Annotated in this window: 21 protein-coding genes and 3 pseudogenes; 19 read left to right on the top strand and 5 right to left on the bottom strand. The window is 63.0% G+C overall.

Features of this window, described 5'->3' with window-relative positions; translation table 11 throughout:
- On the bottom strand, window positions 1–197 hold a 197-nt coding region (locus BMZ69_RS31960), incomplete at its 3' end, for a hypothetical protein (RefSeq protein WP_210188129.1).
- On the opposite strand from BMZ69_RS31960, the gene BMZ69_RS29940 reads away from it, so the two are divergent.
- The 5 genes from BMZ69_RS29940 to BMZ69_RS31955 all read left to right on the top strand — a co-directional run bounded on the left by BMZ69_RS29940 (window position 174) and on the right by BMZ69_RS31955 (window position 3,799).
- Window positions 174–551 carry a hypothetical protein gene (locus BMZ69_RS29940; protein ID WP_139219308.1) on the top strand — a complete coding sequence of 126 codons (378 nt, stop codon included), beginning with the start codon at window positions 174–176 and terminating at the stop codon, window positions 549–551. The genes BMZ69_RS31960 and BMZ69_RS29940 overlap by 24 nt on opposite strands.
- A 175-nt stretch (window positions 552–726) precedes the next feature.
- Complete coding sequence (locus tag BMZ69_RS29935; RefSeq protein WP_092163669.1) at window positions 727–1,572, top strand: type IV toxin-antitoxin system AbiEi family antitoxin domain-containing protein; 846 nt, start codon at window positions 727–729, stop codon at window positions 1,570–1,572.
- Window positions 1,572–2,486 carry a nucleotidyl transferase AbiEii/AbiGii toxin family protein gene (locus BMZ69_RS29930; RefSeq protein WP_092163668.1) on the top strand — a complete coding sequence of 305 codons (915 nt, stop codon included), beginning with the start codon at window positions 1,572–1,574 and terminating at the stop codon, window positions 2,484–2,486. Before BMZ69_RS29935 ends, BMZ69_RS29930 begins: the two co-directional genes overlap by 1 nt.
- A gap of 226 nt (window positions 2,487–2,712) precedes the next feature.
- On the top strand, window positions 2,713–3,639 hold the full coding sequence (locus tag BMZ69_RS29925; protein WP_210188128.1) for a GTP pyrophosphokinase: 927 nt from the start codon (window positions 2,713–2,715) through the stop codon (window positions 3,637–3,639).
- On the top strand, window positions 3,599–3,799 hold the full coding sequence (locus tag BMZ69_RS31955; protein WP_210188127.1) for a hypothetical protein: 201 nt from the start codon (window positions 3,599–3,601) through the stop codon (window positions 3,797–3,799). Before BMZ69_RS29925 ends, BMZ69_RS31955 begins: the two co-directional genes overlap by 41 nt.
- 90 nt (window positions 3,800–3,889) lie before the next feature.
- Here BMZ69_RS31955 and BMZ69_RS31820 read toward each other — a convergent pair whose 3' ends face one another.
- Together BMZ69_RS31820 and BMZ69_RS29915 are read right to left on the bottom strand one after the other, a co-directional pair.
- Window positions 3,890–4,120, bottom strand: coding sequence for a hypothetical protein (locus BMZ69_RS31820; protein ID WP_092163667.1), 231 nt, complete (start codon window positions 4,118–4,120; stop codon window positions 3,890–3,892).
- Window positions 4,121–4,322: 202 nt separating this feature from the next.
- Window positions 4,323–5,327, bottom strand: a complete 1,005-nt coding sequence (locus BMZ69_RS29915; RefSeq protein WP_092163666.1) for a hypothetical protein — start codon at window positions 5,325–5,327, stop codon at window positions 4,323–4,325.
- 132 nt (window positions 5,328–5,459) lie between these two features.
- Between BMZ69_RS29915 and BMZ69_RS29910 the strand changes: the two genes are divergently transcribed.
- Window positions 5,460–6,377 carry a DUF6615 family protein gene (locus tag BMZ69_RS29910; RefSeq protein WP_348272511.1) on the top strand — a complete coding sequence of 306 codons (918 nt, stop codon included), beginning with the start codon at window positions 5,460–5,462 and terminating at the stop codon, window positions 6,375–6,377.
- A 28-nt stretch (window positions 6,378–6,405) separates the two neighbouring features.
- Here the strand turns inward: BMZ69_RS29910 and BMZ69_RS32290 are convergent.
- Window positions 6,406–6,560 (bottom strand): annotated as a pseudogene (locus tag BMZ69_RS32290) (nucleotidyl transferase AbiEii/AbiGii toxin family protein); the annotation flags it as partial.
- A gap of 593 nt (window positions 6,561–7,153) precedes the next feature.
- Here BMZ69_RS32290 and BMZ69_RS29905 point away from each other — a divergent pair.
- The 13 genes and pseudogenes from BMZ69_RS29905 to BMZ69_RS29845 form a co-directional block, all read left to right on the top strand.
- A complete protein-coding gene (locus BMZ69_RS29905) occupies window positions 7,154–7,411 on the top strand; it encodes a helix-turn-helix domain-containing protein (RefSeq protein ID WP_092163664.1) in 258 nt (85 codons plus the stop codon).
- Between the two features lie 60 nt (window positions 7,412–7,471).
- Window positions 7,472–7,747, top strand: coding sequence for a DNA -binding domain-containing protein (locus BMZ69_RS29900; RefSeq protein ID WP_092163663.1), 276 nt, complete (start codon window positions 7,472–7,474; stop codon window positions 7,745–7,747).
- A gap of 5 nt (window positions 7,748–7,752) precedes the next feature.
- A complete protein-coding gene (locus BMZ69_RS32285; RefSeq protein ID WP_348272510.1) occupies window positions 7,753–8,268 on the top strand; it encodes a transcriptional regulator domain-containing protein in 516 nt (171 codons plus the stop codon).
- Entirely contained in the window at window positions 8,150–8,623 is a 474-nt protein-coding gene (locus BMZ69_RS29890) for a DUF2285 domain-containing protein (protein WP_092163671.1), read from the top strand. Before BMZ69_RS32285 ends, BMZ69_RS29890 begins: the two co-directional genes overlap by 119 nt.
- Window positions 8,624–8,763: 140 nt before the next feature.
- Window positions 8,764–9,045 (top strand): helix-turn-helix transcriptional regulator, encoded by a 282-nt coding sequence (locus BMZ69_RS29885; protein ID WP_092163662.1) that lies wholly within the window; start codon window positions 8,764–8,766, stop codon window positions 9,043–9,045.
- A gap of 18 nt (window positions 9,046–9,063) precedes the next feature.
- Window positions 9,064–9,951: a replication initiator protein A gene (locus BMZ69_RS29880; RefSeq protein ID WP_092163661.1), complete on the top strand. Its 888-nt coding sequence runs from the start codon at window positions 9,064–9,066 to the stop codon at window positions 9,949–9,951.
- A gap of 211 nt (window positions 9,952–10,162) precedes the next feature.
- A complete protein-coding gene (gene parA, locus BMZ69_RS29875) occupies window positions 10,163–10,801 on the top strand; it encodes a ParA family partition ATPase (protein WP_092163660.1) in 639 nt (212 codons plus the stop codon).
- Window positions 10,798–11,052 carry a hypothetical protein gene (locus BMZ69_RS29870; RefSeq protein WP_092163659.1) on the top strand — a complete coding sequence of 85 codons (255 nt, stop codon included), beginning with the start codon at window positions 10,798–10,800 and terminating at the stop codon, window positions 11,050–11,052. Before parA ends, BMZ69_RS29870 begins: the two co-directional genes overlap by 4 nt.
- Window positions 11,049–11,567 carry a DUF2840 domain-containing protein gene (locus BMZ69_RS29865; RefSeq protein ID WP_092163658.1) on the top strand — a complete coding sequence of 173 codons (519 nt, stop codon included), beginning with the start codon at window positions 11,049–11,051 and terminating at the stop codon, window positions 11,565–11,567. The genes BMZ69_RS29870 and BMZ69_RS29865 overlap by 4 nt, the downstream gene beginning before the upstream one ends.
- Window positions 11,564–12,106 (top strand): S26 family signal peptidase, encoded by a 543-nt coding sequence (locus tag BMZ69_RS29860; protein ID WP_092163657.1) that lies wholly within the window; start codon window positions 11,564–11,566, stop codon window positions 12,104–12,106. Before BMZ69_RS29865 ends, BMZ69_RS29860 begins: the two co-directional genes overlap by 4 nt.
- 45 nt (window positions 12,107–12,151) lie before the next feature.
- Entirely contained in the window at window positions 12,152–12,487 is a 336-nt protein-coding gene (locus tag BMZ69_RS29855; protein ID WP_092163656.1) for a DUF736 domain-containing protein, read from the top strand.
- A gap of 3 nt (window positions 12,488–12,490) precedes the next feature.
- Complete coding sequence (locus tag BMZ69_RS29850) at window positions 12,491–13,228, top strand: lytic transglycosylase domain-containing protein (RefSeq protein WP_092163655.1); 738 nt, start codon at window positions 12,491–12,493, stop codon at window positions 13,226–13,228.
- Window positions 13,229–13,475: 247 nt separating this feature from the next.
- Window positions 13,476–14,729, top strand: a pseudogene (locus BMZ69_RS29845) (DUF3363 domain-containing protein); the annotation flags it as partial.
- A 10-nt stretch (window positions 14,730–14,739) separates the two neighbouring features.
- On the opposite strand, the pseudogene BMZ69_RS31815 reads toward BMZ69_RS29845, so the two are convergent.
- A pseudogene (locus BMZ69_RS31815) lies at window positions 14,740–14,821 on the bottom strand (IS5/IS1182 family transposase); the annotation flags it as partial.

Raw genomic sequence — 14,821 nt, 5'->3', positions numbered from 1 at the left:
TCCTTGAATTCCGGTGCAAATCTCTGCGAACTCATGACCAACCTCCTATGCTCAAAGGATAGGTCGGCGATGTCTAACGGACCGGGGGCAGTCCAGAACGAGCGCGCCGCCATCGCAGCGCTGAAGCCCGGCGCCTGCGTGAGGAAGCGTTCAACAGCCGCGAGAAGCGCCGCATGGAATTTGTGGATGCGGTCCATGAGCAACTGACCCAACGGGACAAATTGACCGCAGTGCTGCGTCATCTCGAGAATGCAACGTCCAAGGTTGCTGCGAGAGTAAGCACAATGGCGACTTGGGTCCGGCAGCGCCTGAAACAGATCAATGCCCTGATCAGTCCCCATTTCCTCGATATTTCGGCGAGATCGTCGAAACTCGATTTCGCCGAGCCAGATCCTGAAACGGAATCAGAGAGTGGCAGCTTTTACTATTCGCCCCCCATCAACCTCCAACTCTGGTCTGTCAACGAGGAAAAGGGGCTGGCTACCTCATGCTCGCCGCTGGAATGGGCAAGCGCCTTGGCCCTCCCGATTGAGGAAGATGACACCGAATAGGTCTCTCAGACTGGCTGATACAAAACCGCGGCTTTCAGTCGTCAGAATTCGAGGGTTTGTATCAAGGCGACGAAGCAGAAGGTTTACCCTACACAGACTTTGCCAACTTAGTGGACGCTAATAGCCATACTTTCAAACTAGCTTTCGGTTTGAGTATGAGCTAAAAAAACTCACCATGAGTGAGCAAAGAGCAGGAAAGCTGAAGCGGCTTGAGCACCTTCTGCCGGAGGGCCTGCTCGTCGATTCCGCTTGGCTTTCGGCCCACAGCTACTCCACATCCTTACGCACCAAATATGTCGCCTCGGGCTGGCTCGAACAGCCGGCACGCCGTGTCTATCGCCGCCCCCGCGGACAACTGAGCTGGCAGCAGGTCGTCATCTCGCTGCAGACGCTCCTCGGCCACTCCCTTGCTGTTGGTGGCCGGACGGCTCTCGAACTGCAGGGCTATGCCCATTACCTCTCGCAAGGCAGTTCTGAAGTCCACCTTCACGGGCCCGCGAAGCCGCCTACCTGGCTCGCCACGCTGCCGCTCAAGGAACGATTCGTCTATCGCAACAGCGCGCCGCTCTTCGGGAGCGAGCTTGAGGAGCTTACCTTCCCTACCCTTGTTCCGGATCACGCCGGTAAGCAGGGTGATCGGACTCTCCAGGATGCCGGACTGCGCTCGCTTGGGTGGGGACAATGGGATTGGCCATTGACGGTTTCGGCACCTGAACGCGCGCTCCTCGAGCTTCTCGACGAGTTGCCGGATCGTGAAAGCTTCCATCAGGTCGACGTACTGATGGAGGGACTGAGCGATCTTGCTCCGCGACGGCTGCAGAATCTGCTTATCCGCTGTCGAAGCGTGAAGGTGAAACGCCTCTTCTTCTTCTTTGCCGATCGGCATCGCCACGCATGGCTCAAGCACATCGAGCGAGCCGCGATCGATCTTGGCTCGGGCAAGCGCATGCTGGTCAAGGAAGGGCGATACGACCCCGCCTACCAGATCACCGTGCCGAAAGAGATGAACGAGGCGCCCTGATGGCTTTCGCTGAGGCCTATCGAAGCCAAGTCGCGCTCCTGATCCGCACGCTGCCTTCCGTCGCAGCGGAAGAGTGTTTCGCGATGAAAGGCGGCACCGCCATCAATCTCTTCATCCGCGACCTGCCTCGGCTCTCGGTCGATATCGACCTGACCTATCTGCCGGTTCAGGATCGCGCGACCTCGCTAGCCGCAATCGACGCGTCGATGCTGCGCATCGCCCAGCGCATCGCTGAAGTTGTCCCTGGCGCCCGCGTCGCGCCTTCGCGCTCGCGCGAGAATATCGTCACCAAACTCGTGGTCCGCAGCGGCAGCGCGCAGATCAAGATCGAGGTCACGCCGGTCCTGCGGGGCTGCGTATTCGAGCCCGAGATGCGCCCTGTCTCACCCAACGTCGAAGACGAGTTCGGCTTTGCGGAAATGCGGATCGTCTCATTCCCCGATCTCTATGCCGGAAAGATCGTCGCCGCCTTGGACCGACAGCACCCTCGCGACTTGTTCGACGTTCGCGATCTGCTGGCCAATGAAGGCATCGACGAGGCGCTGCGCCGGGCCTTCCTCGTTTACCTCATCAGCCACGACCGCCCCATGGCCGAGGTGCTGGCAGTCCGGCGCAAAGACATAGCAGCTGAATTCGAGCGTGGCTTCGTCGGCATGACGCGGCAACCGGTCGATCTCGATCAGCTTCTGGCGGCGCGTGAGACTCTGGTCAGCGAGATTGTCGGCTCCATGCCTAACGCTCATCGCCAATTCCTGTCGGCGTTCGAAAGAGGCGAGCCCGATTGGTCAACAATCGGCTCGAAGGCCGCCGCTGATCTGCCGGCCGTGCGATGGCGGCAACAGAATCTCAATAGCCTGAGTGCCGAGAAGCGGGGGACGCTGGTGAAACAGCTTGAAGAGGCCCTGGCGAGATAGCCAAAAAGCCGGCGCTCATGCGCGATGGCCTTCATGCGGTCGCGCAGGGCAGCATCATCTTGCCTCACGAACTGGCGATCCACGCTCCGTTGGCCCGCCGACGCATCCGGAACCGTCTAGCGGCAAAACGCCCGACCCTGCCGGCACGCCATTCCATGCAGAAGCGTCTCAAACTATAGAAGCGTCATGCATTCGGAATGCGGAGAAGGGGCGACGCATGCCTTCGTTGGACTACGAGAACGAGAAGATCGTCTTCAGGGACTTCTACGACACATCCCGCGATACCATGGCTTCCGCCAAGGCCACAATGGAGACGCTTCTCCGCTCGCTTCTTGCCACCGATCCGGCCATCGCTGCGGCCAAAGTGGAGGGGCGCGTGAAGGATCGCGAGGAGTGCCTCAGCAAGTTCCGTCGGAAATACCAAACGGCGCTGGAAAGCACCAAGACTCCTTATTCGATCCGAACTCACATCACTGACCTTCTGGGACTGCGGATTGTCTGCTTTTATGAGGACGACGTCGAGCGGGTCCGCGATCTCGTCTCCGGCGAGTTCGAGGTTCTCGAGATCACCGACAAGACGGCCCAGATGCAGGGGACGGACAACGCCTTCGGCTACAAGGGCCTGCACATGGACCTCAGGCTCACCGAGGGCAGACGCGGCATGAAGGAGTATGCGGCCTATGCCGACTATCCCTTCGAGCTACAGATCCGCACGGTGGTCCAGGATTCCTGGAGCGTGCTGGATCACAAGATCAAGTACAAGAAATCCATCCCTCTCGACCTGAAGCGGCGCATCAACACTCTAGCCGCCCTCTTCGAACTCGCCGACCGCGAGTTCCGCGCAATCCGCGAAGGAACGACCGAGGCGTTGGATCGCACCGAGGAGTACGGCACGATCGAGGCCGAAAGCGCGAACCCCGAACCTGAGCCTGTCTCGACGCCGACTGGAAAGAGATCGGGCGGCTACACGCCTCTCGACGCGTTCAGCTTGCTCCGCATCGCAAGGCACTTTTTCAAAGACGGGGAATTTGAGCCCCCACAAAATCGATGGCTTCACGCAGGAGATTACGAAGCTCGTCCCAGGCATTTCGCGGGGCAAGTTCAACTTCTACATGAAGGAGACGATCGGCGACGTCCGGCGATACAAGACTGACTTCGAAGCGAGAGCGGACGGCGGCGCGATGAACCCGTTCACGGTCATGAGGCACTGCCTCTACGCAGCCGATTCCGCCAAGTTCGGCTCCATGCTGACGGACCGCGCGCGGGCGACATTCGACGAATGGCAAGCTGCAGAAGTCCGGGAACATGAATGACTACACTCGCGCGAGCGCGAACCGCACTAGCGGGACATCGAACGCGCGGCCATCCTTATGGCTGATTGGGCAGACGGCCTCGTCAGTACTTTAGCCATTCGAGGTAAGTGCCTCGAGATATCGGCCATCCCGCAGCGCCAGCGGCCGGGCAGCGCCAAGGGTGTGCTCTTCGTTACCCTGGAGGATGAGACCGGCATCGCCAATCTCGTGGCCTGGGCAAAGACCTTTGAGAAATTCCGGCGCAGCGTGCTGGCGAGCCGTATGCTCGGCGTCTACGATTGCATCCAACGCGAGGGTGATATCGTCCGTCTTGTCGCGCACCGCCTGATCGATCCCTCCGACACGCTGGCCAGCGTCGGAAAATCGCGAGACGTTCCCCCTGCCCCATGGCCGCAGCGATCAGCTTCGCAACGGCGATGCCGGCCCGGATCCGCGCGAGCTACCGCCTCGGGCCAAGCGCCCGCCAATCTCAGCAACAACTACGGCCATACCGACGAGCTTCGCCGAAATCTCGCAATTTCCACTAGCCCTGCGTTCCCAGCTTTCGCGGGGCTTGGCCGAAGATGATCGGCGCCTCCCGGAAGTGATCTGTAGCAAGGATCGCCGGAAGCTTCTCGATTGTCACATGGCTGTCCGAGTAACCCTTCGATCTCGTCCCGCTCTTGATGTTCGGATACTCCTTGAAGAGCGTCCCATTATATTCCGGCTTGAAGAGATTGATCAGCTTCGCCTCGACCTCATTGGTGAGCTCATGCGCGCCTGGCAACAGTTGCGGATTGTAGAATTTCTCAAAGCTTTCATTATCGTCTTCAAAGTCAAACTCGTGGACAATGGGCTCGACGCCATCCAGCTCGGGAAAGCCAGAATACGGAAAGATGGGATTATCGCCCATCCCGGTGATCGACAGCATAAGGATCGAGATCTCCAATGCAGGACGGGTCGTTAGCGTGCTTAACGGCTCTTCCAGCGTGAGTATCTTCTGCAGCTTCTCGTGCCCGGTATGACGCTGCCAAACGCGTTGCGAGAATGCCTGGCCAATGTAATGCACGCGATATTCGAGGAATGGAGCAACATCGCCTTCAATCGACACAGGCAACCCGTTGCCGATCACTTCATAGAGAATCTTCTGCGGTGTCTCCCAAGCCACGAACGTTTCGTCGTTTTTGAATATCTGAAACGCTGCAACGTCTCTGAACGGAGGCTCCTTGCTCGCAGGCTCTCGGTAATATTGGGCCTTCAGCAGCCCCTCTTCGTCCTTGGGAAGCCCGAGAGCAGATAGCCCCACCTTGCAGTGCAATGGTTGATTTACCCCGTCCACGATATCGAAAGTGAGTTCGCCATCATCGGCAACGAGATTGTCGAAGAACATGAGCGGCCGCTGGAGGATGAAATAGATCGTGGCATTCTTTAGAAATTTCCGAACCACCTCCTCGCCCTTCAGAAACTCGTACTCATACGCCGAAACGATCGGATACGCAGTTGTTGCAACAATATCGATGAGCTTGATGCCCTTTATCGTTTCACTCACTCTCACCCCCACAGGCCGATATCAATCTTCTCAATATTCCGATCGGGCATCTCGAATCGTCTCCTGACGTAGACGCCCTCATCCATTGCCACGACCAATATAAGAAGTGCTCCGTTCGGAAGTTTTTATCCCATGCTTTGTGAACTTGCTCACTCCTTCCCTCCGCGCGTCGCTGAACTACTCGAGCGCGATCGCAGCCTCACACGCAATTTTCGTGAAGAGTCGATCACCGACGTCCTCATGGCCAGCTTGGTCGGCCTCGAGCCTTTCGGAATTCGGGTAGACTTTCCCGACGAGCCGACGACGGGCGGCGATATGGAGTGGATCTTCGCCGCACCGCTGGAGCTCAACAGCGGCTCCTATCTGCGCCTCGTCCTTCAGGCAAAACGGGCGCACTTTACCAAATTGAAAGCCGGCGGCTATTGGTACTATCACCATCTCGACTACGGCACCCCGAAGGGCGACCAAGCGCAAACGCTCGTCAATGCGGCCGGAACAGCGTTCCCGATTTATATCTTCTACAATCCCACCTCGGCGCTCGCCGCTAAAACCGCAACCTTGCCGGCCGTCGAAGGCATCAATCTCGTCTTCGCCCATCACGTCGCATTGGTGGTGAGGGGCGGCTGCGGCAAGAAGGCAAAGAAGATCGACGCCTGGCGCAAGCATTTCATGCCACTATCCGACATCCTCTGCTGGCCGACAACATTTGTGGCGGCAGCGCCCAACGTGCCCCCCGATGACGCGACGCTATTTGCCATCAACGGCGATGCCTTCACCTTGCCGAAGATGACGGGCGCATTCCACCCGGACATCATCGCGGAGCGCCTCAATCGCAAGCTCGACATTGCGCCTGTTCAAGATAGTAGCGGCGTGGATCGCGTAGCAGCACGGCCAACAAATCAAATCCCGCTCGATATCCGGCGCGCCATAGCCGGAGAAGTGAGCGCAAAAGATCGCAGGGAATTGCGACGTCCCCGCGTCATCCTCTCAACCCAGATGAAGCGCAGCGACCCGGATTTTGCGCAGCTTCAGGAACTGAGCCGACGCTAACCTTCAGGTGCAATCAAACCTGCTCGTGTCCGAGAAAGTCTGCATCCCACGTCACCCGATTGTCGTCGGCCACCCAGACCGTCGCAGCATGCCGCCCTTCAGGACGAAACGGTCCCGATGCGCAGAGATCGACAGGCGATAGAGCAGCCGTTCGAGCGCGAACCGCACCAGCAGGACGCCGAATCCGCAGACTTCCTTATGGCAGCACGCAATGCGAGGATTTTCCAGCTCCCGCAGCGAACACCGCCCCGCTCTTGGAGGCTGACCCTGGTTTCAGTCTCGGCCTCATGGGTCACCCCTCGTCGGGTCCGCTACGCAAGCGTGCGGTCAGGTTGGCTTCGCCCCTCTGATGACCCCGACCACGCCCGAAACACGTCGGGCGCCTGTCGAGCGGGGATGGTCCCCGCCTCCAGACAGGAGCCGGAACAATGTCCCTCGCAAACGCCCACGCTTTAGCCTTCAGCCTCGCCGACACCCTGATGGTCCCGATCGTCATCTTCCGCGCCGGCGACGGCACGCTCTCGGTCGCTCCCGCGGCCGAATAAGACGGCGAGGCAGACACGATCGGCGGGGAAATCGATCCCTTCGCCTGAACCGGATGGGGGCTTCGGCCTCCGCCTTCAGCCGCAGCTACTCAATGCGACCGAATCGGTTGGCCAGAAGCACGCCAATCTTCCTTGCAGATCGGCCACTTCCGGCTGGCATCACAGAGCAAGGGCGACTAAATTAGCCGTAGTTCTGGCGCGCGCGTAAGCCGTGGTGGGAGGTGATCAGGCATGATCACCGCCCGACAATCACGGGCCGCGCGCGCGTTGCTCGGTTGGACGCAGGGGACGCTCGCTGACAAGGCCTGCATATCGCTGACCGCGCTCAAGCGCCTCGAATCCGAGAATGGATTGGAGGTCTACGAGTCGACGCGCGATCAGGTTCGGCGGGCACTTGAGGCCGAAGGCATCGTCCTGCTCGCCACCGACAAGGGCAAAGGGGTGCTGCTGCATCATGACAAAAGCGATTCCGGGCTTGCCCACACGTAATAGGCGTTATTCGATGCCGGCAGGGGTAACGATCACTCTGCTTGGGGCCAGGGTGCGCTGATGGGAAAACCGCCTCCGGTATTTCTAGATGAACCACCAGAGAGCCAGACGCTCACGCCATATGACCGCGAGCATATGGTGCTCTATCTGCGGCTGCTCGACGCGGCGCGTGATGGTGCCGATTGGCGCGAAGCGGTCCGCATCCTCTTCGAGCTTGATCCCGCTTCCGATCCCGAACGCTGCCGCCGCATCCACGATTCCCATCTCGTGCGAGCCCGCTGGCTCAACGATCAGGGCTATCGCGAGCTCGCCCGTGAGAGCCGGCCAAAGCAATAAGGGCGATGCCCTGGCGGCATCACCCTTTGCCGTACGAGCTCGTTGACCGAGACAACCTATCCGCGAACTCTGCCTCCCCCCGCAAGCGGCGGAACGGGAGACACACGATGACACCAGATGCGTCCAACTGGCGCTCGGCGGCGACCTATCGCTATGTCGAAACTCTATCCGCCTCGGATCTCGCCTGGGAATGGCTGCGCCGGAATGACGGCTATGACCAGGATTTCGAGGCGCTGACCCGAACCACATCCGACCCGCAACCGCTACTGGCCCGGATGCGGGAACGGTGGGCCCTGCGATTTCCCGGTCGATCCCCTCAGCGCTCCGCCCACGGCGCCGGTGTTCTGGTCGTTCGAGGACGACGACAGCATCGTCCTGCTCGTTCCAGCCCCGGCTCATCTCATCAAGGATCGCGAAACCCCGAATCTGATCGCCGGCGCCACGTCGCATTCCGACGGGAGCTTCGTCGCCTACGATCTCGGCGGCGGACAGCGCCTCCAACTCGAACACCTCGGAGATAAACGGCAAGCGACGGCAGTTGCGGCGCTGGTCCTGCTCGATCGCGACGGCTTCGCCCGCCTGGAATCGATCCACCGTCTGCTCGCCGCGCTTTTCGGCCGCTCTGTCCCGCCCGATACCCGGCTCACCCCGCAGCAACGCCTCCGCTATCGCCGAATGCTGCAGGCGATCGACGGCTATCGTCATGGTGCCACCCAGCAGGAGATCGCCCAGGCGCTCCTGCGAACACCGCTGCTTGGCCGCGACGAGTGGCAGGCTTCTTCGGCGCGCCACTCGATCAAGACCCTGCTCAGGGATGCACGGTCTTTGATCGCGGGCGGCTATCGCAAGCTGCTTCGTCATCGCCGACGACCTTAGCTCATCGGAACGCCGCCCGCGGTGGGCGAATTTGATACCCCCCAAATTCGCCCTGCACCTCGTCGGTTTCGCTTCGCCATCGTGGCCCTCGTCAGCCGCTGCTCTCCAGCGGCCCTCACGAGCCCACGGAGGTTCGCGCAATGCGATCCGATCTCGCCGTTCTGCCGCCGCGCTTCCTGCGCACCAAGGAAGCCGCTGAATTCCTGAGCTTGTCCGCCCGGACGCTGGAAAAGCACCGCACCTATGGGACCGGCCCGGCCTATCGCAAGCTCGGCGGCCGCGTCGTCTATGCCGTCGACGACCTCCAGGCCTGGGCCGAGCGCGGAGCCGTCACCTCGACCTCCGATCCGCGTGGCACCGTCCTGCCGGCCAAGCGTCATACCCCGACGCCGCCGGCTCATCCCGGCCGCTACGCACGCTGATCGAGCAGCAGTTTCCCCTTGGCATCGCGACCTCGCCCTCTCTCGGAGCGCGGACAGCTCGATCTGTTCCAGGCGCTCCCCGGCGAGTTCGCTCCCCGCGACGCGCAGGACCTTATGGCCTATCCGTTCTTCTCCCTCGCGAAATCGAAACGCATCGCGCCGATCGACTTCAGGGCCGGTGACGTCACCATCCGCGTCGAGGCCGTGCCCGACCATGGCATGGCGACGATCTGGGACGCCGATATCCTGATCTGGGCCGCAAGCCAGATCGTCAATGCGCGTGATGCCGGCTTGCGCACGTCGCGGCTGATGGCGACGACGCCCTATGAGATCCTGACCTTCGTCGGCCGCGGTGTGTCGCTTCGCGATTACCTGCGCCTGAAGGCGGCGCTCGACCGGCTGCAATCCACCACCGTTGCGACCTCGATCCGCCAGCCGGCGGAAGGTCGCCGGCACCGCTTCTCCTGGATCAACGAATGGCAGGAGCGCACGGATCGCGATGGACGCCCGATCGGCATCGAGCTGATCCTGCCCGACTGGGTCTACCGCGCCGTGCTCGACGATGCGCTCGTGCTGACCATCGACCGAGCGTATTTCGACCTGACTGGCGGGCTCGAGCGCTGGCTCTATCGCATCGTGCGCAAGCATGGCGGGCGCCAGTCCTTCGGCTGGAGCTTCGACTTCGCTCACCTGCACCAGAAATCCGGCAGCCTCTCGCCGCTCAAGCATTTCGCCTACGACCTGCGCGAGATCATCCGCCGCCAGCCTCTGCCGGGCTACCGGCTCGCCCTCGCGCAACAGGCCGGCGGGGCCGAGATGCTCAGCTTCGTCGCCACCGATCCGGCCTTTTTCGCCCCGCCGCGCCCGCGACGGAAACCGTCCACGCGCTTTGGGGACAAGCTGTGAATTCACTCGTGCTATCGGGGACGGCCCCAATCGTGCCATCGGGGACCCGATCCTCGTGCTGTCGGGGACCGGAATCGGCGATTCATCGCCGCGATTCAAAGGCTTGCGGCGCCCGTAACTTCTCTAACTCAGATTCCTTCGGAATCTGTCTAACGTCCCCGCGCATTTTCGGGCTTGAGGATAACCCTGCCGAGTCGGTCGGGAGCGCGTCATGATCGTCGCGCTGCTCAATCAGAAGGGCGGCGTCGGCAAGACGACGCTCGCACTGCATCTCGCAGGCGAATGGGCCGGAAAGGGAAAGCGGGTCACGCTGATCGACGCGGATCCGCAGGGCTCGGCGCTCGACTGGTCGCAGCAGCGCAGTCGCGGCGGCCTGGAGCGCCGGTTCGGCGTCGTCGGCCTGGCGCGCGACACGCTCCATCGCGAGGCACCGGAGCTGGCGCACGATGCCGATCATGTGGTGATCGACGGACCGCCGCGCGTCGCCGGGCTGATGCGCTCGGCCCTGCTCGCTGCCGATCTCGTGCTGATCCCGGTCCAGCCCTCGCTGCTCGACGGCTGGGCCTCGGCCGCGATGCTGACCCTCCTGTCGGAAGCCCGCATTTATCGCCCGGAGCTGCGCGCGCGCTTCATCCTCAATCGCTGCGTTGCCCGCACCATCATCGCTCGCGAAACGGCTGAGACGCTTGCCGATCACGATCCGCCGGTGCTGCGCACGACGGTCGGACAGCGCGTCATCTACGCCGACGCCGCGCAGTCGGGCCGGCTCGCCTTCAAGATCGATGACGACGGCCCCGCCGCCCGCGAGATCGCCGCGCTCGTCACCGAAATCGATCGGATCTCGCCGTGAGCACGGGGCCCGGCAAGCGCGGTTTCGCAGCGCGTCCATCCAGTCCGGATGCGTGGATCAAGGCCTCCGACGGCCAGCTGAGCCGCGCAGCGGACGCCACTGCCTTCACGGCGCGACTGACCATCGACGTGACGCCTGAGCTGCGCGGCCAGATCAAGATCGCCGCGTTCGGGCGCGGCGTCACCGTCGCCGAGATGCTGCGCGAGCTGCTCGCGCGCGAGTTCCCGCTGTCCCCCGGAGACCCCTCATGACCGGCATCGCGCATTCCGGCCTACGTGGCCGTCCGCTGTCGGACGGACCTGCGCCCTTCACCACATTGGTCGAGCTGACCTTCCAGAAGCAGAAGATCGAGCATTGGATCCGGTTCGGCTCCACGAGCTACGAGCAGATCCACGACCGCCACCGGCGTATCGTCGGCTTCGCACCTGATAGCATCTTCGCCTTCGTCCGCTGGGCCGCCGGCCTGCATGGCACGATCATCTCGCGCATCGACATCGTGCGCGCGATCGGGCGTGGCGAGCCGTTCCAGACGCTGCCCTTCGTGCGCCCCGGCGGCGAGATTCTGCTCAAGCTCGAGAGCTGGCTCAAGGTCGAGCGCGTGCTGCAGGCGATCGATGCGATCGAGCGGCTCGACATCGAACCGGAAGCCGTCTCGCCCGATTACTGGCGCCATGTCCACAACCGCCTGACCGCAGGTACGGCGCCGCGTGCTTACAGCCGCGACCAGCATCGGGCGTTCCTGTTGCGCCGGCGGATCGAGCCATGACGCGCTGGCCCATCATCACGACGATGCTGGTCGGCATAGCCGCCGTCGCATTCGGCTGCGTCACGACCGCGCCGATCCGGCTGGTCTGGAACAGCTCGGCCAGCGTGCCGGTCGGACTCTACACGATTGCTACGGCGGAGCCGCTCGCGCTCTCGGACCTGGTCGCTGTGCGTGCGCCGGCGCCGATCGAGCGTTTCATGGTCGCTCGCGGTTCCATCGCCGCCGGCGTGCCGTTGCTGAAGCACGTTCGCGCTCTGCCAAGGCAGATCGTCTGTCGCGCCGGTAGCGTCATCACCATCGACGGCACCCCGTCGGGTGAGACCCTTGCGCGCGATCGCTACGGCCGCGAACTGCCGAATTGGCAGGGCTGCCGCGAGCTCGCTGAGGGCGAAATCTTCCTGATGAACGCGGCCCCCCACAGCTTCGACGGCCGCTACTTCGGGCCATTCCCAACCCGCTCCGTCATCGGCCGCGCGGTCGCGCTGTGGACCGACGAGGACGGTGACGGCCGCTTCCGCTGGCGCGCCTCAGCGCGCTGAACGCGCTCCGAACTTCATCACAACTGCAGCAGGAAGAAGCTCTCCATGACCCAGATCGGACAGTTTACGCGCCATGCAACCGGGTTTTCCGGGCGCGTCCACACGCTCGCGCTCAATCTCGATATCGCCATCGTGCCGGCCGAGCCGAGCGAGGCCGAGAACGCTCCGGACTATCGGCTGCATGCCGGTGACGACGACGGCCCGGAGATCCGCGCAGGCTGGACGCGCAACAGCGAGAAAACCGGCGAGTACTTCTCGATCCACCTCGACGATCCGAGCTTTGCGCAGCCGATCCGCGGAAGACTGTTCCGGAACGGCGACGATGCAGCCTCCTGGTCGCTGCATTGGACCCGCCCGCGCGAGCGCGGCGAGAAGGGCTGAGCGATGCCCGATCGTCGCGACAGCACCCGCCGCCTGGCCCTCCTTCTCCTTTCCGGCCTGATCACCGGATCGGCTTCGATCGGCATGATGATGACGCCCGCGACTGCCATCGAGCAGGCCGCGCCGCGCGATCCGCATGGCGCTCATATTGCCAAAGCCGCACGGCGCTTCGGCATTCCCGCAGACTGGATCCGCGCGGTCATGCGCATTGAGAGCGCTGGCGATGTCCGCGCTGTTTCCGCCAAAGGCGCGCGCGGCCTGATGCAGATCATGCCGACGACCTGGGCAGAACTGCGCGCCCAATTGCAGCTCGGCTCCGATCCCTACAATCCGCGCGACAACATCCTGGCCGGCACCGCCTATCTGCGCGAACTGCACGATCGCTACGGTTCGCCGGGGTTTCTGGCGGCCTACAATGCCGGGCCGGGGCGCTACGAAGAGCATCTCGCCGGGCGCCCATTGCCGGCCGATACGCGCACTTATGTGGCGATGCTCCGCCCTCTTATCGGGGGCGGTCCGCTCGCCGAGATCGTGCCGACCGCCCTGGCATCGCCCCGCGCATTGCCGCGCCGCTGGCAGGATGCGCCCCTCTTCATCGGAGCGGGTTCTGCAGCCCCGGCACCATCCGAGCAGCGTCCTGCGGTGATGGCTGAACGCTTCTCGTCCCGCACACACTCTGCCGTCGCGCCACAATCGAACGGTTTGTTCGCCGCGCGACCGGGCGAAAGGACGACGCCGTGAGCGCGTTCGGCACCCATCGCATGGTCTCGGGCTCCAGTGTGACATGGCGTGCCGGAAGGGTGGAGGCTGGCAGCGACCGATTAGGAGGGCAAGATAAAAGCGCCAGCGCGGTCGGCGCTCAAGCCATTGACATGGCTTGGCTTTCTCCCCGCATGGCGGGCGGTCGCGGGCATGCTGCCCGGTTTTTGGCAATGATTTCAACGGCTGCGCATGCACGAAGCGCCGCCGCCTCGCCGCGGTGGCCGCGATGAGCGAGGGCGACAGCGACTTTCGCATCAAGCCCGGCCGCATCCGCTCGACGCGCGCGCCCAAGGCCAAGAGCTTCATCCAGAAAGTCCTGCGCGCCGCCCAAAAGGCCGGGCATCATAAGGGCTGCTTTTCAAAGACCTCGACCGGTGCGCGGCGCGGTCTCTCGACCTTCGGCCGCGGCCGTAATGTCTTCGGCCGCTCGCGTCTGTTCGGCAGTTCGCGCCGTGTCGTGGTGGCCGCCCGCATCGCCCGCCATCAGGGCAAAGCCTTCCGCTCGGCGCCACTGACCAGCCATGTCGGCTACCTCAAGCGCGAAGGCGTCAGCCGCGACGGCGAGAAAGGCGTCCTGTTCGACGCCAATACGGATCGCGCTGACGACCTCGCCTTCGGCGAGCGCTGCAAGGACGACCGGCATCACTTCCGCTTCATCATCTCGCCGGAAGACGCGGCCGAGATGACCGACCTCAAGGCGTTCACCCGCGATCTCGCCCGGCAAATCGAGGCCGATCTCGGCACCCGCCTCGACTGGGTCGCCGTCGATCACTGGAACACCGACAATCCCCATGTCCATCTGCTGGTGCGCGGCGTCGACGAGACAGGCGCCGATCTCGTGATCTCGCGCGACTATATCAGCCGTGGCCTGCGTTCCCGCGCCGAGGACCTGGTCGATATCGAGCTCGGCCCGAAGCCCGACCATGAGATCCGCAACGCGCTGGAAAAGGAGATTGGTGCCGAGCGCTGGACCCGCATCGATGGCGAGATTAGGCGCGCCGTCGACGAAACCGGCTTCGTCGATCTGCGACCCGATCAGCAGGGTCGGTCCGATCCCGAACTGCGCCGCCTCATGGTTGGCCGCCTCCTACACCTCGAGAAGATGGGCCTCGCTTTCGAGGGTGAACCCGGCCAGTGGACGGTCGGGCTCGAAGCCGAGCGCACGCTGCGCGATCTCGGCATCCGCGGCGACATCACCAAGACCATGCACCGTGCCTTCACGGAGCACGGCCAGGATCGCGGCTTCTCCGATTTCGTGATCGACGGAAGCGCAGCCGAAGCGCCGATCATCGGCCGGCTCGTCGATCGCGGCCTGCATGACGAGCTGAGCGGTGAAGCCTATGCCGTCATCGATGGCGTCGACGGGCGCGCGCACCATGTCCGCTTTCGCGGTGTCGAAGCTTTCGAGCAGGCACCGGCCAATGGCGGCATCGTCGAAGTGAGACGTTTCGGCGGCCCGGAGGACGAGCGCCCGACCCTATGGTCGAGACTCAACGCAGCCAGTAGGCGACGAGAGCGGCGAGGCAGAGCGAGGCCAGATAGTTCCTGGCGAGCTTGTCGTAGCGGGTCGCG

Origin of the sequence: Allobosea sp. CRIB-10 (assembly GCF_900112185.1) — a bacterium.
GTDB lineage: Bacteria > Pseudomonadota > Alphaproteobacteria > Rhizobiales > Beijerinckiaceae > Allobosea.
The sequence above is the reverse complement of the archived record's forward strand: the minus strand, read 5'-3'. Positions and strand labels throughout refer to the sequence as shown.